Annotated in this window: 21 protein-coding genes and 7 pseudogenes; 10 read left to right on the top strand and 18 right to left on the bottom strand. The window is 61.5% G+C overall.

The genetic code is table 11. The annotated features are described in order from the left end of the window. Positions 1 to 615: 615 nt before the first annotated feature. Complete coding sequence (locus tag AC630_RS06955) at positions 616 to 882, bottom strand: CbtA family protein (RefSeq protein ID WP_074117759.1); 267 nt, start codon at positions 880 to 882, stop codon at positions 616 to 618. A gap of 126 nt (positions 883 to 1,008) precedes the next feature. Between AC630_RS06955 and AC630_RS06950 the strand changes: the two are divergent. After that, positions 1,009 to 1,302: pseudogene (locus AC630_RS06950) on the top strand (non-homologous end joining protein Ku); the annotation flags it as partial. A gap of 92 nt (positions 1,303 to 1,394) precedes the next feature. Further along, positions 1,395 to 1,862 carry a metallophosphoesterase family protein gene (locus AC630_RS06945; protein WP_074117758.1) on the top strand — a complete coding sequence of 156 codons (468 nt, stop codon included), beginning with the start codon at positions 1,395 to 1,397 and terminating at the stop codon, positions 1,860 to 1,862. A 48-nt stretch (positions 1,863 to 1,910) separates the two neighbouring features. Here AC630_RS06945 and AC630_RS46760 read toward each other — a convergent pair. The 12 genes and pseudogenes from AC630_RS46760 to AC630_RS06880 all read right to left on the bottom strand — a co-directional run. After that, a pseudogene (locus tag AC630_RS46760) lies at positions 1,911 to 2,000 on the bottom strand (VapC toxin family PIN domain ribonuclease); the annotation flags it as partial. After that, positions 1,997 to 2,276 (bottom strand): annotated as a pseudogene (locus AC630_RS06935) (FitA-like ribbon-helix-helix domain-containing protein). The pseudogenes AC630_RS46760 and AC630_RS06935, both read right to left, overlap by 4 nt. 42 nt (positions 2,277 to 2,318) lie before the next feature. Beyond that, positions 2,319 to 3,422: a DNA polymerase IV gene (dinB, locus tag AC630_RS06930; RefSeq protein ID WP_074117757.1), complete on the bottom strand. Its 1,104-nt coding sequence runs from the start codon at positions 3,420 to 3,422 to the stop codon at positions 2,319 to 2,321. 796 nt (positions 3,423 to 4,218) lie between these two features. Then, the gene (locus AC630_RS06925) at positions 4,219 to 5,934 is read right to left on the bottom strand and encodes an MFS transporter (protein ID WP_083636137.1); all 1,716 of its coding nucleotides are present in this window, start codon (positions 5,932 to 5,934) and stop codon (positions 4,219 to 4,221) included. Beyond that, positions 5,931 to 6,962: an HlyD family secretion protein gene (locus tag AC630_RS06920; RefSeq protein ID WP_074117822.1), complete on the bottom strand. Its 1,032-nt coding sequence runs from the start codon at positions 6,960 to 6,962 to the stop codon at positions 5,931 to 5,933. Before AC630_RS06920 ends, AC630_RS06925 begins: the two co-directional genes overlap by 4 nt. Positions 6,963 to 7,200: 238 nt before the next feature. Then, entirely contained in the window at positions 7,201 to 8,139 is a 939-nt protein-coding gene (locus AC630_RS06915; protein WP_074117756.1) for an MBL fold metallo-hydrolase, read from the bottom strand. A 113-nt stretch (positions 8,140 to 8,252) separates the two neighbouring features. Continuing rightward, a pseudogene (locus AC630_RS06910) lies at positions 8,253 to 9,204 on the bottom strand (MBL fold metallo-hydrolase). A gap of 96 nt (positions 9,205 to 9,300) precedes the next feature. Beyond that, positions 9,301 to 9,819: a DoxX family protein gene (locus AC630_RS06905; RefSeq protein WP_083636136.1), complete on the bottom strand. Its 519-nt coding sequence runs from the start codon at positions 9,817 to 9,819 to the stop codon at positions 9,301 to 9,303. A gap of 4 nt (positions 9,820 to 9,823) precedes the next feature. After that, positions 9,824 to 11,681 (bottom strand): annotated as a pseudogene (locus AC630_RS06900) (amidohydrolase); the annotation flags it as partial. Beyond that, complete coding sequence (locus tag AC630_RS06895; protein ID WP_074117821.1) at positions 11,678 to 11,962, bottom strand: XapX domain-containing protein; 285 nt, start codon at positions 11,960 to 11,962, stop codon at positions 11,678 to 11,680. The pseudogene AC630_RS06900 and the gene AC630_RS06895, both read right to left, overlap by 4 nt. Positions 11,963 to 12,057: 95 nt before the next feature. After that, positions 12,058 to 12,707 (bottom strand): annotated as a pseudogene (locus AC630_RS06890) (hydrolase). 614 nt (positions 12,708 to 13,321) lie between these two features. Beyond that, on the bottom strand, positions 13,322 to 14,926 hold the full coding sequence (locus AC630_RS06880; RefSeq protein WP_208866967.1) for a winged helix-turn-helix domain-containing tetratricopeptide repeat protein: 1,605 nt from the start codon (positions 14,924 to 14,926) through the stop codon (positions 13,322 to 13,324). 114 nt (positions 14,927 to 15,040) lie between these two features. Between AC630_RS06880 and AC630_RS06875 the strand changes: the two genes are divergently transcribed. The 5 genes from AC630_RS06875 to AC630_RS06855 all read left to right on the top strand — a co-directional run bounded on the left by AC630_RS06875 (position 15,041) and on the right by AC630_RS06855 (position 18,785). Then, entirely contained in the window at positions 15,041 to 15,841 is an 801-nt protein-coding gene (locus AC630_RS06875; RefSeq protein WP_074117754.1) for a YiiX/YebB-like N1pC/P60 family cysteine hydrolase, read from the top strand. A gap of 8 nt (positions 15,842 to 15,849) precedes the next feature. Next, positions 15,850 to 16,782, top strand: coding sequence for a helix-turn-helix transcriptional regulator (locus AC630_RS06870; protein ID WP_245330290.1), 933 nt, complete (start codon positions 15,850 to 15,852; stop codon positions 16,780 to 16,782). Positions 16,783 to 16,882: 100 nt separating this feature from the next. Beyond that, complete coding sequence (locus AC630_RS06865) at positions 16,883 to 17,359, top strand: hypothetical protein (protein ID WP_074117752.1); 477 nt, start codon at positions 16,883 to 16,885, stop codon at positions 17,357 to 17,359. Between the two features lie 243 nt (positions 17,360 to 17,602). Next, positions 17,603 to 18,355, top strand: coding sequence for an SDR family oxidoreductase (locus tag AC630_RS06860; RefSeq protein ID WP_074117819.1), 753 nt, complete (start codon positions 17,603 to 17,605; stop codon positions 18,353 to 18,355). 40 nt (positions 18,356 to 18,395) lie between these two features. After that, a complete protein-coding gene (locus AC630_RS06855) occupies positions 18,396 to 18,785 on the top strand; it encodes a cupin domain-containing protein (protein WP_074117751.1) in 390 nt (129 codons plus the stop codon). 594 nt (positions 18,786 to 19,379) lie between these two features. On the opposite strand, the gene AC630_RS06845 is transcribed toward AC630_RS06855, so the two are convergent. The 3 genes and pseudogenes from AC630_RS06845 to AC630_RS06835 all read right to left on the bottom strand — a co-directional run bounded on the left by AC630_RS06845 (position 19,380) and on the right by AC630_RS06835 (position 21,980). Then, positions 19,380 to 20,030 (bottom strand): SDR family oxidoreductase, encoded by a 651-nt coding sequence (locus AC630_RS06845; RefSeq protein ID WP_074117749.1) that lies wholly within the window; start codon positions 20,028 to 20,030, stop codon positions 19,380 to 19,382. A gap of 154 nt (positions 20,031 to 20,184) precedes the next feature. After that, positions 20,185 to 21,146: pseudogene (locus tag AC630_RS06840) on the bottom strand (helix-turn-helix domain-containing protein). Between the two features lie 84 nt (positions 21,147 to 21,230). Further along, the gene (locus tag AC630_RS06835) at positions 21,231 to 21,980 is read right to left on the bottom strand and encodes an SDR family oxidoreductase (protein ID WP_074117748.1); all 750 of its coding nucleotides are present in this window, start codon (positions 21,978 to 21,980) and stop codon (positions 21,231 to 21,233) included. A 144-nt stretch (positions 21,981 to 22,124) separates the two neighbouring features. Here AC630_RS06835 and AC630_RS06830 point away from each other — a divergent pair, with 144 nt between their 5' ends. After that, positions 22,125 to 23,696 (top strand): winged helix-turn-helix domain-containing tetratricopeptide repeat protein, encoded by a 1,572-nt coding sequence (locus AC630_RS06830; protein ID WP_074117818.1) that lies wholly within the window; start codon positions 22,125 to 22,127, stop codon positions 23,694 to 23,696. Between the two features lie 181 nt (positions 23,697 to 23,877). Here the strand turns inward: AC630_RS06830 and AC630_RS06825 are convergent, their stop codons facing one another. Beyond that, positions 23,878 to 24,210 (bottom strand): hypothetical protein, encoded by a 333-nt coding sequence (locus AC630_RS06825; protein WP_143197871.1) that lies wholly within the window; start codon positions 24,208 to 24,210, stop codon positions 23,878 to 23,880. A gap of 61 nt (positions 24,211 to 24,271) precedes the next feature. Next, positions 24,272 to 24,781 (bottom strand): hypothetical protein, encoded by a 510-nt coding sequence (locus AC630_RS06820; RefSeq protein ID WP_074117746.1) that lies wholly within the window; start codon positions 24,779 to 24,781, stop codon positions 24,272 to 24,274. On the opposite strand from AC630_RS06820, the gene AC630_RS48215 reads away from it, so the two are divergent. Both AC630_RS48215 and AC630_RS45255 read left to right on the top strand, forming a co-directional pair. After that, on the top strand, positions 24,766 to 24,951 hold the full coding sequence (locus tag AC630_RS48215) for an antibiotic biosynthesis monooxygenase (RefSeq protein ID WP_502691502.1): 186 nt from the start codon (positions 24,766 to 24,768) through the stop codon (positions 24,949 to 24,951). The two genes, AC630_RS06820 and AC630_RS48215, sit on opposite strands and share 16 nt — an antisense overlap. A 207-nt stretch (positions 24,952 to 25,158) precedes the next feature. Continuing rightward, a partial coding sequence (locus AC630_RS45255; RefSeq protein ID WP_208866966.1) for a hypothetical protein occupies positions 25,159 to 25,550 on the top strand: 392 nt, incomplete at its 3' end.

The raw sequence follows: 25,550 nt of genomic DNA, 5'->3' as shown, positions 1-25,550 counted from the left end.
CGCTCCAAGCTCGATAGACGGTTTCGGTCGATTCAAGTGCCGCCGCACTTGATGATTGGCTAGCCGGTCGCGCGGCGCTTGGCAGACGGCGCTACCGCAATTGCTCTATTTGGCTGCCAGGTCGGGATATCTAGCGATCCTGTAGGTCGCGTTCTCGCATTTCAGAACCCAAATCTGATGATCAGGGCTTGATCGCTTGGCGTCTTGCGTTGCACGCAGCGGTCGGTCGCAAGCGATCCCATGGCTACGAATTTGGGCGACGAGCCTGTCCATGGCGTCTCCCCAGCGGCTTCGGCCACAGAGAGCTAATGTTAACCGCCAGCTAGTATGCCGCCGAGAACCAAACTCAGCAATAGCGTATACTCGCTCAGGGCACTACCTGCGCTTGCAGGACGCCACCTTCACACCATCATCGAGTTCACGGGATCTTTTGGGTCATGGTCTGACCTCGCGCGTTGGAGCCGCCGACCTGCGCCAAGCGCGCCAGCGGCTCTTAGATAAAATTGGTCCCGACGCCGGAGGGGACTTTTGCAATCTGGACCGGATATAGCAGCGGACGTCGAGCTTCGGTTGTTCAGGCCACAAGCTGACTCTTGGGAGGTGTCAGACCGCCTTTTAGATTCTCGCCTTGCGACGACACGGGATTGAATGCGGCGACGCTCCCAAGGTACCCCGGTCGAAATGCGCAAACGCGACATTCGTCACCCCGCCCAGCATGAACCAAAACACGAGGCTCGTCAGTGTGACGGAAACCGCGAACTGATGCGATAGCGATGTCGGCACGTTGGTCTCGACGTGCGCCAGCTCGCGGCGCTGGAGGCCTGGGGCGCCGGCAGCAATCTCTTCCATCAGGGTGTCGCCAAGGAGACTGACGATCGACATCAGCGAGATAGCTTTTTCTTAGGCGGCTCTCAGGGAATGTGGTCAATGCACAGGGATAAGCCTTCGCCAGGATTTGCCGAGATTTGCATTGCACAGATGCTCCGGACACAATCGGGATGCTTGCCGTTCGAGGACCACTATGAGAGCGCGCTGGTCGACCTGATCAACCAGAAGCGTGCCGGCAAGACCATCCGTCCGAAGGAGCGGCCCAAAGGCGAAAACGTGGTCGATCTGATGGAGGCGCTGCGGCAGAGCGTCGGTCGGGAGGTCGCGCCGGCGAAGGCGGGCAAGCCCGCCAAGAAGCCGCGCAAGGCTGCGGCGGGCCAGAAAGAGATGTTGATGCCGATCCAAGGCAAGAAGCCGGCGAAGGAAGCGGCGGCGAAGAAGCCCGCGACGGGTCAACGGCGGAAGTCGGCATAGGCGGTTGACGTCCGGGGGCACCGGCGGTGCGAATCTCCTCGATCGACCGCTGCGGCTCAACGCGCGATAGGGTGCTTCGACCGGACGCTTCGATGACCTTCACGATCGGCATCATCTCGGATACGCACGGCCTGCTTCGGCCGGAGGTGCTGCGCGTGCTGGCCTATGTCGACCAAATCATTCACGGCGGCGACATCAGCGATCCCGAGATCATCACCGCGCTGCGGAGGATTGCCCCCGTCACGGCGATCAGAGGAAACGTGAATACGGGCGAGTGGGCCACCGAATTTGCCGAAACCGAGTTCGTGCGGCTCGCTGGACGACTGTTCTACGTTCTGCACGACCTCAACACCCTGCAGGTCGATGCCGTAGCTGAGGGCATCGACGTCATTGTTTCCGGCCACTCCCACGTTCCGAAGATCGCTAACGTCGACGGCTTGCTCTACGTGAATCCCGGCAGTGCCGGGCGCCGATGCTTCAAGCTGCCGATCACGGTTGCGAGCCTCGAAGTCACGCTCGACGGACTGAAACCGATCATCCACGATCTTGAAGTCGGATAGGCCGCGCCGCCGCACGTCCAGTCAGGAGAAACTTTCGGGTGCCGTTTAGGCCGCCTGGGCGTCGAGCCAGTCACGGACCGATGGATGCGGTTCGGGCTTTATCGCCTCGGAGACCACATTGGTATCGAGCAAGATCATTCGAAGCGCATCGGCTCAGCGGGACGCGTGTCGCGGCCATGTTCAAGTGCCTCGACATCGGCATTGTTGAGGCCGATCTTCCGGCTCATCTCCGAAAGGGCGGTGCCGAGCCGCCGCCGGCCCTCGGGACGCACGGCGGCCTCCAGAATGGCGCATTTCCGCTTCCGCGCTGCGATTGTGCTGCGCCGCGCGGACTTTCAGAGCGCGTTGCGCCTCCTCGGAGAGGTTACAACATCGGCCATGATGGCGTCCTCCAGAGACGGCCGGCGATGCTATCAAAGTCAAATATTTGATAGCATTTTTCAAGGGATAATGGCCTCAGATCGGCAGATCCAGCTGAGGCTCGGCTAGATCACTAGCCTGCAGCGATGACAGCGAGACCCCCAGTAGCCGCACGGACTTAGGCATCGGCATCTCGGCCTGCAGCAGGCCGACGGCGAGGCTTTCGAGATCGTCCCGGCTCGGAACCGGCGCCACGACGGACCTGCTGCGGGTGATGATCTCGAAGTCGAAGAACTTGACCTTCAGCGTCACCGTCCGCCCCCGATTCCCCGTGCCCTCGCAGTGACGCCAGACCTTGTCGACGAGCGGCCGGAGCTCGGCCGCCATCGCGTCGAATGTTGTGAGGTCCATCGAGAACGTGTTCTCGGCGCCGATGGACTTGCGGATGCGGTTGGCGCGGACGGGACGATCGTCGACGCCGCGCGAGATCCAGTAATAATAGGTGCCGGACTTGCCGAAGTTGGCGTTCATGAACTCGAGCGTCTGGTTGCGGATGTCCATTCCGGTGAAGATGCCTAGGCCATTCATTTTCGTGCTCGTCGCCGGACCGATGCCGTGGAATTTGCCGACCGGCAGCGACTCCACGAACGCAGCGCCCATCTCCGGAGAGATGACGTACTGACCGTTCGGCTTCCGGTGATCCGAGGCGAGCTTCGCCAGAAACTTGTTGTAGCTGATGCCGGCCGAAGCGGTGAGGCCCGTCTCGGCCTTGATCTTCTCGCGGATCCGCAGCGCGACGTCGCGGGCAAGGGGGATGCCCTGAAGGTTTTCGGTGACGTCGAGATAGGCCTCGTCCAGCGACAGCGGTTCGATGATCGGCGTGTGCTCCGCGAAGATGTCGCGGATTTGCCGGCTGATCGCTTTGTAGACTTCGAATCGCGGTTTTACGAAGATCAGGTCCGGACACTGCCTCTTGGCGGTGACGGACGCCATCGCCGAGCGGACTCCGAACTTGCGGGCCTCGTAGCTCGCCGCTGCCACCACGCCGCGTTCCGCCGAGCCGCCGACCGCGACGGGCTTGCCTCGCAAGTCCGGATCGTCCCGCTGCTCGACCGACGCGTAAAAGGCGTCCATGTCGATGTGGATGATCTTGCGGTGGGAAAGGCCGGTTTCGGGTCGGCCTTCGGCCGGTGCGTCCATCTTTACGGGTCCGTCCTTCGCTCCGCCTTGACAAATAGAGCTGTCAGAACAAAAAAGGAAAGATAAAACCGTATTCCGCGGAACCATTTCAAAAAGGTCAAGAAAGCGGGTTGGGGCCATTCCAACGAAAGCCTCGAATTTAACGGCGTCTTCGTCAGCTTCCCTGTCCTGATCGACTTGTATTGTCCGCTTGTAGAGCTTTTTGGCTCGGCTCTTAGGATAAGCCGTCCGCCTCACGTACCTGGCATGGACACAGACTTTGAGAACGAAAGCCCACCGAGTTGGTGGGCTTTCGCTTCCTGTATGCGGCGCCGGGCATAGTACGTCCCCTAACGCTTCTGCAAGTGACTGGAATAGATCGCGACAAGAAGCGGGTTAGAGTGGCTTTAGACGATGTCGACGCGCATAGTACGTCCCCTAAGACCCGATGTGGCGAACCAATAAAAACGCCTGCCGAAAAGGCACTATTATTGAATTTTCACGGGGCTGCGCCGGTTTCGAATTCCTTCGTGCGGATAGCTTGGGTCCGCCGGGCCAGTTGGGGGACCCGATGGTTTCCGATCCGAAGCGGATCAGCGCAGGCGCAAGCCGCGCGAGGAAGCCGGGCGCCGGCGTCTACCCCAAGGTGATGATCGAGGCTTCACATGGATGCCGGCGTATGAAGCTGCCGCATCGTGGTCGGCCTGATCTACGATATCCCGGCAGTCAGATCGGGGGCGCGGTAAAACTTGCTGGAAAGTTAGTTAACCATGTAGCTGGGATCGCGATCGTGCGTGCGTGCTCGATGTCAGGGCGATCAAGCAACGCTGCGATCAGCGAGGGCGAAGGCGTCTTCATGCCGGAAGGGTATCCGATAGGTGTCGAGATTGTGCGCTGTCCTGTCGCCGTCGTCAGAGTTTGCGATGGCGGCGAGCTGCGGGTCCTGGGCATGTGAAAGCTGCGCAGCATGCATATAGCGGTGCAGCACGATCTTGACGCTGACCAGCATGGGCGCAGCAAATACAAAGAGCAGGGCGATCGCGTTAAACGCTGTGTCGAAGGCGATCACGGTGGACTGACCGATCACGGCCCGGTCGAGGAGGGTGATCGCGGCCGGGCCGGCCATCGTGTCCAATCCTCTTGCCGCGAGCATCGCTGCCGTCGTGGTCAGGCGCTCGCCGACAGCAGGAGCACTCGATGTCACGTTGGCGCCGAGCACCGTCAAATTGCCGACGATGTTGTGCTCGATCAGCGTCTCGAGGCCGGCCACGCCGATCAGGCCGCCAAGCAGCCGGCCGGTATTGAACAGACCGATGCCGGCGGCGCGGTTGTTTCTGTTAAGGTCGCCAAAGGCGATCAGGTTGATCGACAGGAACAGGAAGCCAAGACCGAGGCCGCGCAGCAGGATGGCGGACATCATGTCATGCGCGCCGCTTTCCCGGGTCGAGCCGGACAGCATCCACATCGCCACCATGATCATCAGGATGCCGAGCGGTACCGTGGCTGCCGGAGGAACGCGACGAACCTGCATCAGGAAGGCTGCGGCCAGCAGCGTGGCAACGAAGGACGCACCGCTCGGCAGCAATAGCAGCCCGGCGTCGGTCGGTCTGAAGGCGAGCACGGACACCGCAAAGGACGGGATCAGGAACGCGCTGCCGAACAGTGCGGCGCCGGCGACATAACTGACGACGAAGGCGAAGCAGAAATCTTGACACTTGAAGAGGGTGAAGTCGAGCAGGCCCTCGCCCCCGGCCAGCAATTGCTGGCCGAGAAATACCAGCAGCGCGGCGGTGCCGATCACGGTCGACCACAGGATGCCGGGTTCGCCGAACCAGTCCCATCGGCTGCCCTGGTTGAGGACGTAGGTGAAGCAGAAAGCAGAGACCGAGATCAGCGACAAGCCGATCCAGTCGACCGGGCGGCGGACGGGCCGAGAGGCCTTCGGGCTATCAGCGACCATCAGCAGCCCGGCCGCCGCGAGAGCCAGCGGAATGACGCTGAAGAAGATCCACGTCCAGGAGCGGCTGTCGATCAACCAGCCTTGCAAGGCCGGCGCGATCGTCGCGGGGGCGACAACGGATCCCATCGCAAAAAGGGCTTGCAGAATCGGCTGCTGGGGTCGCGGATAGGCGTGGAAAATCATGGTCTGGCCGGCGACGAGCAGGATGGCACCGGAAGAGCCCTGCATGATGCGCAGCGCAATGAGCAGGTCGAGCCGGGTGGTGACGAGTGTCATGCCGCACGCCGCGCCCATCGCCAGGGTCGATGCGATGATCAGGAGACGGGAATCGACGCGCTGGATCAGCGTGGATGCGGCCAGGAAGCCGATCAGCTTCATGGCGGTATATCCGATGTCGAGCCAGGCAAATTCATCAGGCGTTGCATGGGTGTCGCCGATGATGTAGCCGCGCCCGAGCGACAGCACCGTGCTCGCCAGCGCGTCCGTGAGCGTCGCCAGCACGATGCCCGCGACGAGCAAGGCTCCTGCCGCGGATCGATCGCGGGTTGGGCTGAGGGTGATCAGCGCGGTCATGGGCCGCTCCGGCGATCGATGTCGACGCGCGCCGACAGACCCGGAACGAGGCGGCCAGGCAAAGGATTGTTGGCGAAGCGGATCTTTACCGGTACGCGCTGCACGACGCGAACGAAGTTTCCTGTCGCGTTGTCGGTGGGTAGCATGCTGAAGGCGGAGCCGCTGCCGGGCGCAAAGCTGTCCACCACGCCGTCAAGCGATGTGTGCCTGTAACCGTCGACGATAATGCGGGCGCGCTGGCCAGGCAGGATATGCTCGACCTGAGTTTCCTTGAAATTCGCCACCACCCACACATCCCTGACCGGGACGATATCGAGGAGGGCGGTGCCGGGTGCAACAAGACGTCCGACGCGAACCTGTCGATTGCCTATGACGCCTTCGACCGGTGCATGCACTACCGTGTTGTCGAGATCGATCTGGGCGAGGTCGCGTGCGGCCTCTGCCTGCGCCACCGCCGCGACGGCAGCTTCGCGCTGACTGGCGAGGACGGCGATGCGCTGCTTCTGAGCCTCGATTGTCGCTGCCGCCGCGGCAACGGTCGCCTCGGCTTTTGACAGCGCCGCGTCGCTCTCATCGACCTGGGCCTGGCTGACTGCATTGGTGCGGATCAGTTCGCGGCGCCGGTCGGAGGCCTTGCGGGCCAGATTCATCTCGGCAACGCCCGCAAGTCTTTGAGCTTCGGCTTGCCGGATCATGGCATGCTGAAGGTGGGTCTCCGCATCGACATTCGTGAGGCGGGCTTGCGCTGCCTCGATATTGGCGACTGCCTGCGCGAGCCGCGCGCGATGGTCGCGATCGTCGATGCGGAACAGCACGTCACCCGCCTGGACAGGTTGATTGTCCTGTACCTCCACCGCGGTGACGTAGCCCAAAACCTTCGGAGCGAGCGAGGTCACGTCGCCGCGAATGTAAGCATTGTCGGTCGACGTCTCGCCCGAATAAGCATAGCCCCATCCAGCGGCCACGACCGCGACGGCGCCGAGGCACAGAACGAGACCGATCATCTTTTTCCTGTTGAGATGCGCCATGGTGTCCTCCTGATAGGTCCGTTCACTCTTGGCTATCGTGCCGTCCAACCCTCTTCAAAATTGCCGTGCCGGTCAGGCTGACTCGATGGTCGCAGGCCGGTCTTGGCTTGCTGCTCGAGAGCACCGGTAGGTGTCGACATGGTATTCTCGGCACGCCGTCGGCGATGGCCCAATCGTAACGGCGGATGTCATGGGCGAGCGGGCCGCGCTCTACTTTGCGAAACGCGGCCCGACGGCATCAGTAATCCCAGAAGGCCGGGACAAAGCGGAAGGCGTCGCCGTCGACGGCCACGTGGCCGACGGAGGGGAACGGCATGTGCGTGGCCACCAGCAGCTCCCGGTTCGCCGCCAGCTCCCGCAACAGACGCACGCGGGCGCGAGCAGCCTCCTCGGGGTCGTGCTCGAAGCCGTTATGCCATTCGGGGTGTTCGAAGCCGACCGTGAAGACGAGGTCGCCGGCGAATGTCAGCCGCTCGCCGCCGGAGGCGACGCGGACCACGCTGTGCCCTGGAGTGTGGCCGCCGGTACGACAGACCTTGACCCCCGGCGCCACCTCGCACTCGTCCTCGAACGTCCGAAACTTGCTGCGGTACTCCTTCAAGAACCGCTTGGCAGATTGCCGGAGCGCGTCCGGAAATCCCTCCGGCATGGAGACGCGGGAGAAATCCGGAGCCTTCCAGAACTCGACCTCGGCGGCCGCGACGTGGATCCTCAGGTCCGGACGCAGCACCTCCTTCACGCAGTCAATGAGCAGCCCGCCGATGTGGTCCATGTGCATATGAGTCAGCACCACGTCGGTAACGGTCGAAAGATCTATGCCGGCGGCCTCCAGCCGGTGGGGCAACTGCCCGGCCCGGGGCAACGGGAATTCCTCACCCATCCCGGCGTCGACCAGGATGGTGCGGCCGCCACTCTTCACCACGACCGCGTTCAGAGCCCAATCGAACGCGTCCGGCGGCAGGAAATTCTCCTCCAGCCAGGCCGCCCGGACGGCCGGTTCGGCGTTGTGGGCCAACATCGCGCCTGGCAGCGTCAGTACGCCATCGCTGACCACCAGCACCTCGATCTCGCCGACCTTAAGCGCATAGCGCGAGGGGACAAGTTCGTCTCGAGCGGGATGAGCGTCGTAGTGCAGGCTCGTGTTTGTCTGCTGAGTATCGCGGATCATCTGGATCATTTCGAAAACTCCTGTGGTCGATGCTGACGTTCGATCTTGCTGCTCAATCCGGCACGGACCGCGCTTGCAAAGGTTGCAAGTCGATCAATGCTCGGCCCTAAGCCGACATGGGGTCAGTAGTCCCACCACGTCGGTACCCAACGAAATGCGTCGCCGGCAACCGCGACCCGGCCGATGGATGGGAATGGCATGTGAGTGGCCACCAGCAGCGCGCCGGTCGCCGCCAGTTCGCGCAAGAGACGGACCCGGACGCGGGCTGCCTCCTCGGGGTCGTGTTCAAAGCCGTTGTGCCAGTCGGGGTGATCGAATGAGACCGGAAACACGGCGTCGGCGGCGAACATCAACTGGTCACCGCCGGACTTGAGGCGGACCACGCTGTGCCCGGGCGTGTGGCCACCGGTGCGACTGACGACCACTCCCGGCGCCACCATGTGCTCCTCTTCGAACGGTCGCAGATGGCTCCGGTATTCGTCCAGGAATCGAGTGGCTGCCCGGTTAGCCAGGTCGGCGAGCTCCGGAGGCATGGCGGTGCGCGAGAAATCAGGCGCCGCCCAGAATTTGACTTCTGCAGCGGCTACGTGAATCCGCAGGTCTGGGCGCAGTTGCTCTTGCACGCCATCGACGAGAAGGCCGCCGACATGATCGAAGTGCATGTGGGTCAGCACCACGTCTGTCACTGACCCAAGATCGATGCCGGCGGCAGCCAGTCGGTGGCCCAACTGCCCGGCGCGGGGGAAGTCCGGGTACTCCGCCCCCAGCCCACTGTCGATGAGTATGGTCTGGCAGCCGCTGCGCACCACCACTTCGTTCAGAGCCCAATCGAACGCGTCCCGTGAGAGGAACATGGTGTCCAGCCAGGCCGCCCGTGCTGCCGGGTCGGCGTTGGTGGCCATCGACTCGGCCGGGGGGCGTCAGCACCCCATCGCTGAACACCAGCACGTCGATGTCGCCGACCTTGAGCGCGTAGCGCGACGGAACCAACTCATCGAGCCTGGGTGTGCCGGTGTGCGAGGCCTCATCCAGGCCCTTTGTCTTCGTCTGAGTGTTGCGGGGCACCTGATTCATCTTCAAAACTCCTGCGTTCGACTTCGTTCTGAGTGACGCTTTCTGCGTGAGAAAGCGCGGACAATCCGACGAGATGTTCGATCCTTGACGACAGGCTCATTGCTGAGTGTCGCCGTGATGCTGCCGGCTTTCACTGACTGTTGCGCCAGAGCGATTGCCGTCGCTATAGAGCGATTGCTGCAAATGCAGGCGTAATGCAGGTCGATGGTCACTCCGCTGCGCGACGACGATGAGTCCCGCGATCAGGCCGAGATGCTCGAAGAAGGCGTTCAGCGCCATGAAGCGGTCATGGCCCGCGAGCGCCCAGAAATTGTTGGCGGTCAGCATGGCGATGGCGGTCAAGACGCCAAGACCGCCTGCGCCGAGCCAGACCTGGCGGCCAGCTACGACCAGCGCCGATCCGCCGAGTTCGACAAGGATGGCAAGGCTCGCCCAAAGCCAGCCCGGGTACAGTCCGAAGTGCTCCTGCTCGCCGATCGCGCCGGCAAAGTCGAACAGCTTGGTGAAACCGCCGACCAGGTAGGCGGACACCAGCGCCAGCCGGGCGAGAGGCCACAGCGACGGCAAGGCCAAAATGCTTCCGACCCAGCGCGGCGCATCGGCGTTGGCGCGCATCTCGCACCGCCCAGCAGGCACAGCCGAGGGCGCCCCAGAAACTCTTGAGATCGGCAACCGGAAGCCGGCTCGACCAGGCGCGTGCGTGGTCATGGCCATGAACGCCGCAGCTAGTGGCACAGCCGCAGAATTGTGCGGCCTGTACCCGCGCCGCCCGCGCGGGGCCCTTTTCCGCCCAGGCGCGGTAGCCGCCGAAGCTGCGCACCGGCGACCAGTCCGGCATCGCCGGCGGCGGCGCCGATTTGTCGAGCGCAGCGAAATTGCCGGAGCCGTAGACGACCTTGCCGCCGACGACGGTAAGTTCGCTGGCGATATCGGCGATCTCGGCCTCGGCGCAGGAAAAGTAATCGCGGTCCGGCACGATCAGATCGGCGAACTTGCCGACCGCGATGCGGCCCTTCCTGCCTTCCTCATTGGAGAACCAGGTGACGTTCTCCGTCCACATCCGCAGCGCCGTCTCCCGATCGAGGCAATTGCGCTGCGGCGTGATGCGAAGCCCGCCGACGGTTCGGCCCGTCACCAGCCACGCCAGCGAAACCCAGGGATTGTAGGAGGCGACGCGCGTCGCATCGGTGCCGGCCGAGACCTTGACGCCCTTGTCGATGATCTTCTTCACCGGAGGCGTCGCTTCGGCCGCGCCATACCCGTACCGCTCGACAAAATATTCGCCCTGATAGGCCATGCGGTGCTGCACGGCGATTCCGCCGCCGAGTGCGGCGATACGGTCGATCGATCGGTCGGAGATGGTTTCGGCATGGTCGAAGAACCAGTGCAGTCCTTCGAGCGGGATGTCCCGATCGACCTTCTCGAAAACATCGAGCGCTCTCGAGATCGTTTCGTCATAGGTCGCGTGCAGCCGCCACGGCCACTTGTTCTGAACGAGAACGCGGACGACCTCTTCGAGCTCACCCTCCATCTCCGGCGGCATGTCGGGCCGCGCCACGCGAAAATCCTCGAAGTCGGCCGCGGAGAACACCAGCATCTCGCCGGCGCCGTTGTGGCGAAAATAATCCGTGCCCTGCATGTATTTCGAGGTCGCGGCCCAATTCAGGAAATCGTCCTTCTCGCCCTCCGGCTTCTGGGTGAAAAGGTTGTAGGCGAGCCGGACCGTCAGCAGCCCTTCGTCGGAGAGCTTCTGGATGACGGCATAGTCCTCCGGATAGTTCTGGAAACCGCCGCCCGCGTCGATCGCGCCGGTCACGCCCAGACGGTTCAACTCGCGCATGAAGTGGCGGGTGGAATTTACCTGATAGTCGAACGGAAGCTTCGGGCCCTTGGCGAGCGTCGCATAGAGGATGTTGGCATTCGGCTTCGCGAGCAGGAGCCCGGTCGGATTGCCACCCGCGTCTCGCATGATCTCACCGCCCGGCGGCTGCGGCGTGTCCTTGGTGTAGCCGACTGCACGGAGTGCGGCGGCGTTGAGAATGGCGCGATCGTAAAGATGCAGGATGAACACCGGCGTGTCGGGCGCGGCCGCATTGAGCTCGTCGATGGTCGGCAAACGCTTCTCGGCGAACTGGTGTTCGGTGAAGCCACCGATGACGCGAACCCATTGCGGGGGAGGTGTGATGGCGACCTGTTTCTTCAGCATCGCCATCGCGTCGGCAAGTGACCGCACGCCGTCCCATCGCAGCTCCATGTTGAAGAATGATGTGGAGGTGGTTGTCGATCAGGCCCGGCAGCACACGCCGTCCCTTCAGGTCGATCACTCTGGTCGGGGATCCGGCCAGTTTCATGATGTCGGCATCGTGACCGACGGCCGTGAAAACGCCGTCCTTGATGGCGACCGCGCTTGCTGTCGGGGTTGCGCGGTCGAGCGTGGTGAAGAGACCGTGATGGAGGATCGTGTCGGGAGCGTTCATGATGCCCTCTCCGTGACATCAGGGGTGATCTTGGCCGCTTCGGTATGCCGCCCGGGCAGCAGCCCGAACATGTGAGGTGCGCATTTCGCCTGCCGCCACGCGGCGGCAACGCCTTCGCCGGAGGCGAGCTGCCTCGCGACCGGCACGATCTGTTCGCCTGCCAGCATTCCAAGCAAGCCCAGCAGCGCAACCAGGGGCGGCGCGGGCGAGCGCACGCTGAGAAGGCTGTAGATGACCCCGACCAGCAGGCCCGCTCCCAGCGAAATGACATAGACCTTCATGATCTTCTCCATCCGTGGGCTGCAGGATCACGACCCCGCAGCTTGACGCACGATGCCGTTTCAACTGGGCTCAGTCCGCCCGCACCGCCCGCGTGTCAGGCGGCCTTCGTGCCTGCCTCCGACGCGTGCTCGCCGAGCGCCCATTTCGAGAAGCGGACCTGAATCCCGTAGGGCGAATGCGCGCGCAGGATGTCCATGACGCCCTCATAGGTCTCGGAGCGCGCCCAGTCCTGCTGCAACTCGAAGACGTATTGCAGTGACGTGATCGGAATAGCGCCCGCCTGCACGGCGCGGTCCATCGCGCGATCGTGCGCTTCGATCGAGAGATCGCCGCAGGCGTCGGCCGCAATATAGATCTCGAAGCCTTCGCGCATCATGTCCAGCGTCGGAAACATCACGCAGGCCTCGGTCCACAGCCCCGCGATGACGAACTTCTTCCGGCCGGTAGCGGCGACTGCCTGCGGAAATTCGGGTCGAGCCAGGAATTCATCGAGGTGCGGTCGATGATGTTGTGCTTCGGAAAAAGCTCGGTCACTTCAGGCATGAAGGGACCGGAGAACGAATCCTTGGCGACCGTCGTTAGCACAGTCGGAATCTTGAACAACTTGGCGGCCCTGGCGAGGACCTGGATATTGTTGAACACGACAAGTCGGTCGTGCGACTGCACGCCTTGATACATGGCGGGCTGATAGTCGATGAGGGCGATGGCGCTGTTGTCGGGCGTGAGCATTTCGAGCTTGGACATGGCGTTTTCCTCGCGTGGTTGGTCAGTGGGGGCTTAATCCAGTGAAGAGGTGCAAGCTCCAGCTTGTTCGTCTTCAGTGGTCTTCAAAATCCACGTGGCTGGTGCTTGGCGTGTTACGGCGAAGTCCCAGCATGATTGTTGTCGTTGCACCGCCGATCCGATTTCGGCTCGGCCCCAGCCATTTGGAGTATCGACCGGTGTTTCGCGCGCCATTTCGGGCCGGGACCGCGCATGTAGTGCAGCTCCGGCCGATAGCTGTCGCGGATGTCGAGAGTCAGGTTTTGAACGAGGCCCGCAAATTCGGAGACTGTCTCGACCGTGTTGCGGGCAAATGCGGACCACCCCGCATAAGTCGTTGCGGCTGCACGGGGCCTGACGATGCTCTTCGAGATCATCTTCTTCCTCCGTCCGGTTGGATGTGGAGCACTGTGATGATCTAACCGATCCGCGCGGCGGCTGCGCCAGAACGATTGCCGTACTTGTAGAGCGATTGCTGTTAACTTTCGGCGTCGGCCTGTCGCGCTGGGCCCTGCGCAGGTTGCGCCACGCCATCAGTCGATTCTCGAGTCCGACAGGTGTACAGGATGAAGTCGTCCTTGATACCGCTCGGGCGTCTAGGGCGGTAGACCGGCGTCCTGAAGCGCTTTCAATATCCGATCCTGCGTCGCGGCTGAACGCGTACGGAATGCTTCAACGGAGTGAGATACACGAAAGTCGGGATGGAGCTTCAAAAGCTGCGCCACCGCGTCACGCGCGTCATCGGTCCGGCCCGCGCCAATGCTGTTGATGATCAGAGCTCCGAGCGACTGCGCTTCAGCGTGGAGCTGAACCGCCTTCGCTGCCCACTCATACCCTTCCAAATAGCGCTCCAGGCAAAACAGCGCGAATGCTCTTCCGATCCATGCCCATCTGCGGTTTGGATCGAGGGGATCCAGTCTAGATAGCCGATCAAAGCTCTCTATCGCCCTTTCGGGGTCGTCGCTCATGAACGCTACCCAGCCGCGCGAAAGCCAGACAAAGGCGTGGTTGGCGTTGAGAGCCACGGCCTCTGTTGTTATTGATGATCCGCGATCATAGTTGCGCCCGATATAGGTGAGGACGTGTCCCGCTTGTGCCAACGGAACAGCGTCGTCGGCCGCGAGATTTGCTGCAGAGTTGGCAAGCCTGATTGCTTCATCGCGCTCCTCTGCAGAAAGTGCCATTCCGCTGACCGCCTGCTGGGTGTTGTACGTCAGCGCCAGATTGGCATAGGCCCGGGCGTTCTCAGGATCCTTTTCGATAGCTTTTCTGAGCCACGCGCGAGCTTCTTCGAAAGAGCCCCTTCGCTGAAGCGCCACTCCACGCAGATATAGATCATAGCTGTCCAGTCGATCTGTGGGTTTTCGCTTAGTTCGCTCGATCTCGGCCCGCTCGACAGCGGGAGCAATGAATGCAACGACAGCCGCCGTTACCTGGTCCTGCAAGCTAAATATATCTTCGATCCCCCCGTCGAATTTTTCAGCCCAAAGATGGTTACTGGTCGCCGCGTCGATGAGTTGCCCGGTTATTCGAACCCGGTTGCCGGCCTTTCGCACGCTCCCTTCCAGAACGTAGCGCACGCCAAGTTGGCGGCCGACTTGCTTGATGTCGACCGGCTTGCCCTTGTAAGTGAAGGATGAGTTGCGGGCGATGACAAACAGCGACTTGAAGCGTGTCAGCGCGGTGATGATGTCCTCTACGATGCCGTCGGCGAAATATTCCTGGTCTGGATCGCCGCTCATATTCTGGAACGGCAATACCGCGATGGACGGCTTGTCGGGCAGCGCCAAAAAGGCTTCGCCGGCCGCGCTGAGAAGCGGTTGACCGGCTGTACGATGCTGTTCGAGTGCACTCGAAAGGGCCGGCGCGCTCTCTTCCTCGATCGTCCATTTACCAAGGAGACGATAACCGTGTCCAAACGCAGTCTTCAGCATCTCCCGGTCCGGCCCGAAGGCCTTCCGGATCGCAGATATGTGGAACTGCAGGGTATTTTCCTCGACAACGGCCCCCGGCCAGACACGGCCCATCAGGTCGTATTTGTCGATTGTGTCGCCTGCGGCTTCAACCAAAACTGCAATGATCTCAAAGGCGCGGCTGCCTATGGAGACCGGAGCGCCACGCAACCGTAGTTCCCGTCGCGCGAGATCAATCTCCCAACCCTGGCAGACATACACCGGCTTCAGACGCTGCTGCTCAGGCACGTCGCACCTCGACCCATAGGCATTCTCAGAATTTCTCAGCACTGCTCAAAGGAATGACGCGGCGTAGCAGCGTACCCCTGTCTGCGGAAAACGCCAAAAAAGAAGGAACGCGTCATGGGCCGGATGTTCGATCATGTCGGACGTTTGGTTGCCCGGCTGCAGAAGCCGGACAGCGACTGTGAGCCGCTCGCTTCTGACTATTTGGCCGCCTTACGCGACACCCTTCAACCGGGCGACGTTTTGCTGGTCGAGGGCAAAGGTCGCATCTCCGGCATCATCAAATGCCTCACTCATTCGACCTGGTCGCATTCAGCGTTGTACGTCGGGCCGATGGCGGGCGACACAACCGGCAACGAGCCCCACGTCCTGATTGAAGCCAATATCGACGAAGGTGTCGTATCAGCGCCGCTGTCTAAATACCTGCATTGTCAAACGCGCATCTGCCGCCCGGTGAACCTGAGCGAAGCGGACTGCCGAGAGGTCTGCCGCTACGCCTCGGATCGCATAGGACTCGGCTACGATTTCAAGAACGTCATCGACCTGATGCGCTATCTATTACCTTGGCCTGTGACGAGGCCCGGATACCGCCGAACGGAAGCGCTCGGCTCCGGTGATGCCAGCCGTATCATCTGTTCGTCGCTGATCGCGCAAGCATTTAACGCCGTGCGTTACCCGATTCTGCCGATGATCACGCGCAACCGGACGGTGCCAGGTGAGATCGCCGAGATCCGTCACCCATCCCTTTACGTGCCCGGCGACTTCGATATGTCGCCCTACTTCATGGTGGTGAAGCCAATGCTCGCGGGCGGCTTCAACTACAAAGAGATTTGCTGGGCCGAACCTGTCTCGGGGTCACACACGCTCGCATTCACGAAAGCCTCAGCGGCGCGGTCGCAGCCGGGCTCACGCCTATGAGTAACCTGATGTTGCGTGAACGCGCGGAGGCTCTGCCGGTCCCGGTTCGCCGAGACGAGTTTCCGATCGCTGACCGGCGCCCTGCCGATGTGGAGATGGCACGCGTTCTCAAGGCTACACCGCTGCGCATGGCCGCTGACCCGCCGAGTGGTGCCATCACCTACTGGGAGCATGGAGCTCTCCACGATGTGATCGAGCCGATGGCCGAGCACGTCGTCATGGTTTACCCGGCCGGCTTTCAGCGGCTGGAGCGGCGCACTGGAAAATCAGTTGCGGTCGGAACGGCGCGACCCGGTGTGGTGACGGTCATTCCTGCCGGCTCAACCTCCCGGTGGGACATTCATGAGCCCATGAAGGTGATTCAACTCTATCTTCCGAGGGCAACACTGCTGCGCGTTTCAGGAGATGCCGACAAAGTCGCACCGGGCGATCTGCTTGAGCGGACCGCACATCCCGACTCCATGACATCCCGCCTGCTAATGAGTGCGGCGGATTTCCTGGACGGTCGCGAGCCTCTGGATGCCTTGTTCAGGCAGCAGCTCATCGATCTCCTGGCGACACGTCTGCTGGCTGCACACGTGAGTTCGTCAGCCATCTTTCAGCCGGCCGCGGGTGGGCTGTCACCGACGGGCTTACGGCGCGCCATCCAACGCTTGCGCTCAGCCAACGAAGCAGACGTCTCCCTGGCCGCCCTGGCTTCCGATGCCGGCCTGTCGCGCTTCCACTTCTGCCGCGCCTTCAAGGAAAGCACCGGGCTTTCACCTCATGCCTGGCTCCGCCAACACCAGCTCGAGCGGGCAATGAAGATGTTGCGTGAAACGGACGAATCGGTTGTGTCGATTGCAGCAGCGCTGGGTTATGCCTCGCAGTCAGCCTTCGCCGCGGCGTTCAGGCGGTTGACGAACGAAACCCCGTGCAATTGGCGACGGCGCGCACGTTAAGAGCAATCGCTCTACAATCGTGACAATCGCTCTGGGGCTGCTGCACTTCGGATCTGGTAGCAGTCTGGCATCCAAGAATTAGCTTTCCCTGGAGGCGATCATGATGCTGGGTATGAGCTTGGCCGCGTTCACGATGGTCCATGTGATCATCAGCCTGACTGCAATCGTGGCGGGCCTGATCGTGATGTTCGGCATGTTCGGCTCCAGGCGGATGCCGGGCCTGACCGCGAGCTTCCTGACGCTCACCCTGCTGACCAGCGTGACCGGGTTCATGTTTCCGTTCAACGGAATCACGCCGGGGATCCTGATCGGCATTCTGTCTTTGGTGCTGCTGGCGATCGCCTGCTTTGCGCGTTACGGCATGAATCTCGGCGGCGCCTGGCGCTGGATTTACGTGCTGACCGCGTTGGTCTCGCTCTATCTCAACGTGTTCGTGCTGGTGGTCCAGTCCTTCCTGAAGGTACCGACATTGCATGCGCTGGCGCCAAGCGTGCCGCCGGCCGAACTGCCGTTTGCCATTGTCCAAGGCATCGTGCTGGTGTTCTTCGTGGTCGCGATCATCGGCGTGATGCGGTGATATCAGCCAATTCAAACTACCGAACCAACTCGGAAGCTGAGCCCCGCTTACAAATCGATCAGTCTGGCTGACCAATCCACGGAGCTCTGATGCCGCCTGGGCGCATGGTATCGTCAATTGCGCACAGAGGCGACCTTGTCACGCTCCATGGCGCAGCATCAATCGAACAGCGCTGATCGCGCGACTATGAGGAGCTACAACGCATTCCAAAAGTTCAACGCGCAAGGACAACGGAGGATCACCATGAGAATCGTAGTCATCGGGGGCACCGGCCTGATCGGCTCCAAGACAGTCGCCATTCTTCGCCAGGCCGGCCACGAGGTGGTTGCCGCCTCGCCCAAAAGCGGGGTCAATACGATGACGGGCGAGGGGCTGAAGGAGGTCATGGCGGGCACGCAGATGGTCATCGATCTCGCCAATTCGCCCTCGTTCGAAGACAAGGCGGTGCTGGACTTCTTCCAGACCTCGGGCCGCAACCTTCTCGCAGCGGAGGCCGCAGCGGGTGTTCGGTACCATGTCGCATTGTCGATCGTCGCCATCGATCGTACCGACAACGGCTACTTCCGCGCCAAGGTCGCGCAGGAGAAACTGATCCAGGCCTCCCGCGTTCCGTACACCATCGTCCGCGCGACCCAGTTCATGGAATTCCTTGGCGGCATCGCCGATTCAAGCCAGGACGGAAACAAGGTCAGACTCGCGCCGATCTTGTTCCAGCCGATCGCGTCGGACGACGTCGCCGCCATGGTCGCCGATGCGGCGATGGCAGCGCCGCGGAACGGCATCGTCGAGATCGCCGGCCCCGAACGCGCGCCGTTGACCGACATCGTCGCCCGCTATCTGAAGGCAATCGGCGACCCGCGCGAGGTCGTGAGCGATCCCGAGGCCCGCTATTGGGGCGGGCGGGTCGAACAGCACTCGCTGGTGCCGCTAGGCGAGGCGCGCCTCGGTCGCATCGGCCTCGACGAATGGCTCCGCCGCTCGAGGGCGGCCGCGTGAATCTGCATCGGCGGATCCCGGTAACGAGGAGGACTCGACCATGAAAACTGCACTCGCTGCGTTGACCTTTCTGTGCCTCATGTCCGGCACGGCAACGGCCGAGGGGCCCAAGGTCACATTGCTGACGGCCAAGGATCTTCCGGAGAGCCCCGGCAAGGAAGCCGTGATGATCACGGTAGAACATGCGCCCGGCGGGTCGAGCGCCAGTCACCGGCACAACGCTCATGCGTTTGTCTATGTGCTGGAGGGCTCGGTCGTGATGCAGTTGAAGGGCGGGCCGGAGGTGACGCTGACGCCGGGACAGAGCTTTTATGAAGGCCCTGCCGATGTTCATGTCGTCGACCGCAACGCCAGCGCCACCCAGCCGGCGAAATTCCTGGTGGTCTTGATCAAGGACAAGGGCGCCCCCGCGGTTCTGCCGGCACAATAACTTCGTGCGGCGAGGGCTCTCGGACGTGAGTCCGGTCCTTGCCGTTGGAGGCGACGGAAACGATCGGGCCGCGCTTTTCCGAAGGAAGCGCGGCCCGATCCGCGTGAAAAGTCCTCAGAGGAGGCTGGTCGTCTCGGTCACGTGCCCGGATCGTGCGGAGGAGCTACGGCGCGATGCATCCTGGTGGTGACGAGTTCACCCGCCAGCCCTGACGAAGCAGGTGCGGTAGAGACGGGCTCCGGGCCCAGTCTTGGTAGGGAAGCGAAGCGTTATCCCCGGTCATGATGGAAACCAGGGGATGGGGCCTCTGAACGAACTGCGGCGGGATTTCCACCTCCTCACCCGCCGCCGAGGTGAAGCGGACAGCCAGCGAGAGGCCGTAGATGGTAGCTGTGGCAAGACCGCGTCGTCGTGTAGCGATTGCGAGGCGGCTGACGAAGGTTTTCCGGATCATTGTCGGTCCCCGTCGATGATCGTGGGCACTGAGATGATCTACTCGATCTCGCTTGCTACTGCGCCAGAGTGATTGCCGTACCTATCGAGCGATTGCTGCCGATGCAGCCGCCATATCGCGCGGAATCGCATTTTTCCCGTTCAGGGAAAGTTCACCTCGACAGTCCAAGCGTCCCTCGGCTGGTTGTAGAGATGCCAGAATTGGTCGGCGACCGATGTGGCCTCCTTCGAGTCCGGGACAACGAAGGTGCAGACGGTCACTGTCGCGACGTGAATCCCCTTGTCCCGAAACGGCTCGAACAGTCCGTGAGCCAGAGCGCGGATGCCGGCCTTGCCGATGCTGACCGAGAGATAGTCCGCGCTCGGAGCAAGTGCGAAACCGCCGCCGGTCAACAAGACCGCACCGGAGTTTTGCCTTTCCATCGTCGGAGCGACCGCTTGGGCGGCGACTAGCGCGCCGCCGATGTTGACGGCGAGATCGGCGTTGAAACTGTCGCGCGGCTGCTCGGAGATGGTCGCCTTCCGCATCGACGCGGCATTGTAGTGCAGGACGTCGATTGCGCCGTGCTGCTTCTGAACATCCGCGACGAGTTCAGCGATACTGTTCGGATCACCCGAGTCCACCTCGCGTACATCGGCGTTGTACCCGTTCTTCGACAGCCTTTCAGCCAGATATCGAGTCCTAGGGGCGGTCCGAGCGGACAAGATCACTTGGAAACCCTCTCTGGCAAAGCGTTCTGCGGTCGCGAACCCGATTCCCGGGCCCGCTCCGATGCTGAGAAATGTTTTCATCTCACGTTTCCTTTCGAGTTGGATGCCTTGAGGATCGGTAGCGGGACTTCGGTCGCATCATTCTCGTTTCTCGTCACTGCGAGCCGATGGTCGTGTCATTTGCGGCAATTTTGACGAACCTCGCACCTGCCATTCACAGAGTCGGAGTCGCCGACTAAGACGTCCACCGCATGCGTCGCCGCCAATCGCTCGGACTTTCGCCGGTCATCTTTCTGAACGCGGCAGCGAAGGCTGTCTGCGAGGAATACCCAAGCGCTGCTGCGATCAACGCGATCGAGTCATCCGTCTCGCGCAGCATCTTCATGGCCTGTTCGAGCTGGTGCTGGCGTAACCAGGCGTGAGGCGAGAGCCCTGTGCTTTCCTTGAAGGCCCGGCAGAAGTGGAAGCGCGACAGGCCCGCATCGGCGGCTAGCGCAGCGAGCGATACGTCCGCATCACTGTCCGAACGCAGACGTTCGATGGCGCGCCCCAGCACCTTCGGCGGCAGCCACCCATGATGGGCCGGAACGTTGCGGGTGATCCGGAATGCGCCGCCAGCAGGCGCGTCGCCAGAAGATCCGTCAGTTGGTGCCTGAACAGCCCATCCAGGGCCGCGCAGCCTTCCAGGACGTCGGCCGCGCTCATCAGCAATCGGGATGTAATGGCGTCGGGATGCGCAGTTCGCTCCACAAGATCGCCGGGAAGGGATGTGCCGGCTTCCTCGGCGACGCGATTGAGCGTTGTCTGCGGAATATAGAGCTGAAGGACACTCAAAGGCTGGTAGATGTCCCACCGTGAAGTCGAGCCCGCCGGAATGACCGTCACGGTCCCGGGCCGCGTCATTCCATTTGCGTGGGCCTTGCCGTCGCGGCGCTCGAACCGAACGGGCTCGCCGGGGAAAGTCATGACGACGTGGTCGGCCATGGGCCTGACCACGTCGTGCAAGGGGTCATGCTTCCAGAAGGTGATCACACCGTTCGATGGATCTGAAGCCATGTGCAGCGGCGCCGTCTTGAGCACGCGCATCATTTCCACATCGGCGTGAGGCCGCTCGGCAACGGATGAAGTATTCTTGTGGCCGTCAACCGCAGACGGAGAATCTTCTTGCGGACGATCGTGCGAGATGAGCTTGCTCATGGATTTGTCCTCGCATTGGTGAAGCATGACGCTGTACGAAACCAAACCGCCGTACGTGATGTCGACCGGTACCAGCAAAGCTCCTTACTCGCAGAGCCGGGTCAGCCAGTCCTCGAAGTGCATGGCGCCGAGCCGAGGGCCGCTTCCCGGCGTAAGAGATCTATCATCGAGCTCTGCACCGAAATAACGAGCGTGGACGTCGGCGACGACCTTGCGATGATCCTCCATCGCGACGAGGTATCTTCGAGCGAATTCGTCAAGGCTGAACTTTTCCGGCCCGGCCAATTCGATGACGCCATTGAAAGGAGCGCCGATCGCAACATCGGCGAGCACTGTGGCGACATCGTCCGAAGCCACCGGTTGAAATAGGGCGGGCGACAGCCGGACGATTTGTCCATCGGAAGAGCCGTCGACGATCCCGCCGACAAACTCGAAGAACTGGGTGGCCCGCACGATTGTGTAGGGAATCTTCGAGGCCCTGATCAAGTTTTCCTGCGCCATCTTGGCGCGGAAGTACCCGTTTTCCGGAAGCCGGTCCGCGCCGACAACGGATAATGCGATGTGGTGCCGCACTTTGGCGTCCGCCTCGTCAGAAAGAAGATTGAGGCTCGACGTTTCGAAGAATGATAATACCGCCCGGTCCTCGAAGGAGGGCGAGTTCGAGACGTCGATGACAATATCGGCGCCCGAAAGGGCCTTGGCGAGGCCCTCGCCCGTCACCGTGTTGACGCCCGTACGGGGAGCCGCTGGGACCACCTCGTGGCCCCTCTGACTGAGCTTTCCTACAAGCTTGGTCCCGATGAGGCCGGTGCCGCCAATTACGACAATCTTCATAATTCTCTCTCGTTTTCGAGGCCTTCAACGGCCTTGTCTTGGCCGCTGCGGGTGGAGAGTGCGATGTTTTGAGCGGAAAAGCCTTGCAGCCGGCTTGAATTGCGGTTGAATCTTCCTTGGCTTCTTGTCCAACGGGGGATGGAAGTGTCATTTCTGTTCGAAGATTATTGCCTCGACGCTGACCGGCGCGAACTGAGGCGCGGCTCCGCACTGATCCCTGTCGGACCTAAGGTGTTCGATTTGTTGCTTTTCCTGGTTCGGAACCGCGAACAGGTTGTGACAAGAGATGATCTCCTGCAGGCCGTGTGGGAGGGGCGGATCGTGTCCGAATCCACGCTGACGAGCCACATCAACGCGGCTCGAAACGCGATTGGCGACACTGGGAGGGAGCAGCGCCTGATCCGGACGGTCTTCAGCAAAGGCATCCGGTTCGTCGGCAAGATCGTTGAGGCAGAATCGACCGCGGACGGCTCGGTCACGAACGAAAGTACCGCGATCGGAAAACTCGTTCTGACCTTACCGGATTCACCGTCGATCGCGGTGCTGCCCTTCCGGAATCTGAGTGGCAACGTCGAACAGGATTATTTTGCCGACGGTGTCGTCGAGGACATCATCACCGCGTTATCGCATATTCGCTGGCTGTTCGTGATCGCCCGCAACTCCAGTTTCACCTACAAGGGCAAGTCGGTGGACGAGAAGCAGGTGGGACGCGAGCTCGGGGTACGGTATGTCGGCGAGGGCAGTGTTCGCCAGTCCGAGAGCCGGATCCGGATCACGGGACAGCTCGTCGATGCGTTGGCCGGCACCCACCTTTGGGCCGATAGATTCGAAGGAAGGTTAGACGATATCTTCGAGCTTCAGGATCAGATCGCGAACAGCATCGTCGGGGCGATCGCCTCTCAGCTCGAGCGGGCCGAGATCGAGCGCGCAAAGCGGAAGCCGACTGGTAGCCTCAGTGCCTACGATAACTACCTGCGCGCGATGCCGCATTTGCATCGGGGAACGCGCGAAGCGATCGACCTAGCTCTGCCGCTGTTCTACAAGGCCATGCAGCTCGACCCTGAGTTTGCCTCTGCGCATGCGATGGGCGCCTGGTGCCATGTCTGGCGGAAGATAAACGGCTGGATGACCGATCGGGAGCAGGAATTCGCGGAAGGCGTTCGATTGGCGCGCCTTGCGGTGGAATTGGGTAAGGACGACGCCGTTGCGCTGACAAGAAGTGCAACTGCGCTTGCCCATCTCGCCGGCGACTTGGACGGCGGCATCGCGCTCATCGACAAAGCGCTCGTTCTCAACCCGAACCTGGCGGCGGCCTGGTTCTTGGGCGGCTTTCTCAAAACGGAGAGCGGCGACCCCGACGCCGGGATCGAATTTTTGCTGCGCGCGATGCGACTCAGTCCTTTGGACCCGGAGATGTTCCGGATCCACGCGGGCATGGCGCTGTCGCATTTGTTTGCTGAGCGCTTCGACATCGCCACATTATGGGCCGAGCAATCTTTCAGACAATTGCCGGTTTTTTTGCTTCTGGTGGCCATCTTCGCCGCCAGTCATGCGCTCGCTGGTCGAACGGAGCGGGCGGGGAAAGCGGTCGACCATATCCGCAAGCTGGATTCCACGTTTCGTATCTCCAGCCTCCAAGGCTGGATCCCGATCCAGCGACCGGAGCATATCGCCCTGTTCGAAAACGGCTTGCGTCAAGCGGGGCTACCGGAGTGACAAGCACCTGCATGTCTCAGTCACTGATCTAGGCATGGCCGCTGGCTGCGGCCTTCTCTCGCATAGCGAATTCAGGATTTCGAGCACTCCGCCCCGACCACGTCGAAAGTGGGATCCGCTACATCAGCGGACTTATGGGTGACCTGTATAATTCGACTGGTTTCCGACCATGGTGTTCACGTCACCGATCTGATTGACCTCGACCCATTTGTTCGCCTATGGGCATGTATCCCAAGCCGCTACGGTTGAGCTGCGGAAGGCTGCCGGCGAAATCGAGATTGCGATCGTCTGTGTATGACGAAACGGCAGAATCGCCATCCATGTGAAGTTCGAGTTTTTGGATGGATCCGCCGACAGTCTTGGCGTGCACAGAATTGATCTTCTCGAGTACCATGTCTTCGATCGCCTTCTTTTCGGCGACCTTCATTCGCCCTTGCTCCCGGTCGTGTTCGAATTTGGCGTCCGAGCCGACGCCCTCTGTCAGAGCGGCGGCACGACGGCGGATACGACGCAAGATGCGGTTGCCCTCGATTTCATGGCAGATGTCGCCATCCCCGATCGCGAACAGCTCGCCTTCACCTCCGAAGGAGGCGTGAAATGCCTTTTTCGTCTTGGTCCCCCTTCCAGTAAGACAGCTCGGCCAGCCATGGCGACTTGGTCTCGGGCCAGAAGCCAAAAATCAGGAACTGGAAGGACTGGGTATCCGTCCTTGTGTGCGTTTTCGGGTGCCGATCGGCCATCGCCTCGACGAAATTGGCGGTCATCTCTGGTTCGGGAAGGGTGGCGGACCCCATCGTGGCCAAGCTGCCCATGCACTTCTCGACAAGGGCTATGATGGTCAACGCCTCGAAACAATAGCCGGCGAAAGCAATGCCGATTTGAGTGACGTGATAGGGGTTGGTCCAAACCCCACCGCGTTGAGTATCGCGGCTCTTTTCAAGTTCACGGCACCGCAGAGGAATCGCGAAAAGCTTCACCGTCAGCTCGGTAAACGGCACCCATTCGTGCTTCTTTTTCTCGAACGCAGCCCGGCTGTCGGCAATAGCCGTTATCCGGCTCAGTCCGCTGGATTCGTCCCACCACACGTATTCTTTTCAACGTTGCTCAGACCAACGACGATCCGTTCGAGTTCTTCTTCTTCGAAATCTACAAAGATCAGGCAGCGTTCAACGAGCATATCGGCTACGAGCGCGTGCAAGCGCATATCCAGTCCGTTCGCCCCTGGCGGAAGAAGGTTCTTGGTCGAAGAAGCTGACCAACATCAGCTGACACTTCCTGGAATACGAGAGCGTCGCAATCGATCGACGTGGATCGAGCGAGGTGCTGCCGACCGGCGGTAAGGCTCATCGTTCAAAGCTCCCGAGCGGTAGCTCGGCGAGAGCCCCTCACGAAGGGCTCCTCCCTCAGACTTGGTCCGGCGTTGCTCGCGTACGCCGGACCAATTTTTCTGCGAGGTACCAACGTGATCGTTGCAGGCCAAGACCAGCTAGCCCTTTCGCTCGCCGATATTGAGAAGGCGTATCGCCGCATAAAGGACCATGTGGTCCGCACGCCCCTTCTGGAGAGCGATGCGCTGAATTCGCGTGTGGTCGTTTCTGGTGCGAAACTGGCGCGCTCCTCAGCTTCCGCGTCCCTGGCGTTCCCGAGTATTGCGAAGCGTCGTACGTCGCCTTTTGCGGGATTCCGGCAAATTGGTTGGGGAAACCCGCTGATCCGGCTGAGGCTTGAGCGTCGCCTTGACATGTTCGGCGAGCTTCAATGCGCTGTCGGCATTCGAAGCAAGTCGAGACAGCAGCTGGGACAACACTTTGAATTCCTCCCGCGTCAGCATCCCAAACAACGCGTCGTTGACTG

This window comes from Bradyrhizobium sp. AS23.2 (assembly GCF_001908185.1).
In the GTDB taxonomy this organism is placed as follows: Bacteria; Pseudomonadota; Alphaproteobacteria; order Rhizobiales; family Xanthobacteraceae; genus Bradyrhizobium.
The sequence above is the reverse complement of the archived record's forward strand: the minus strand, read 5'-3'. Positions and strand labels throughout refer to the sequence as shown.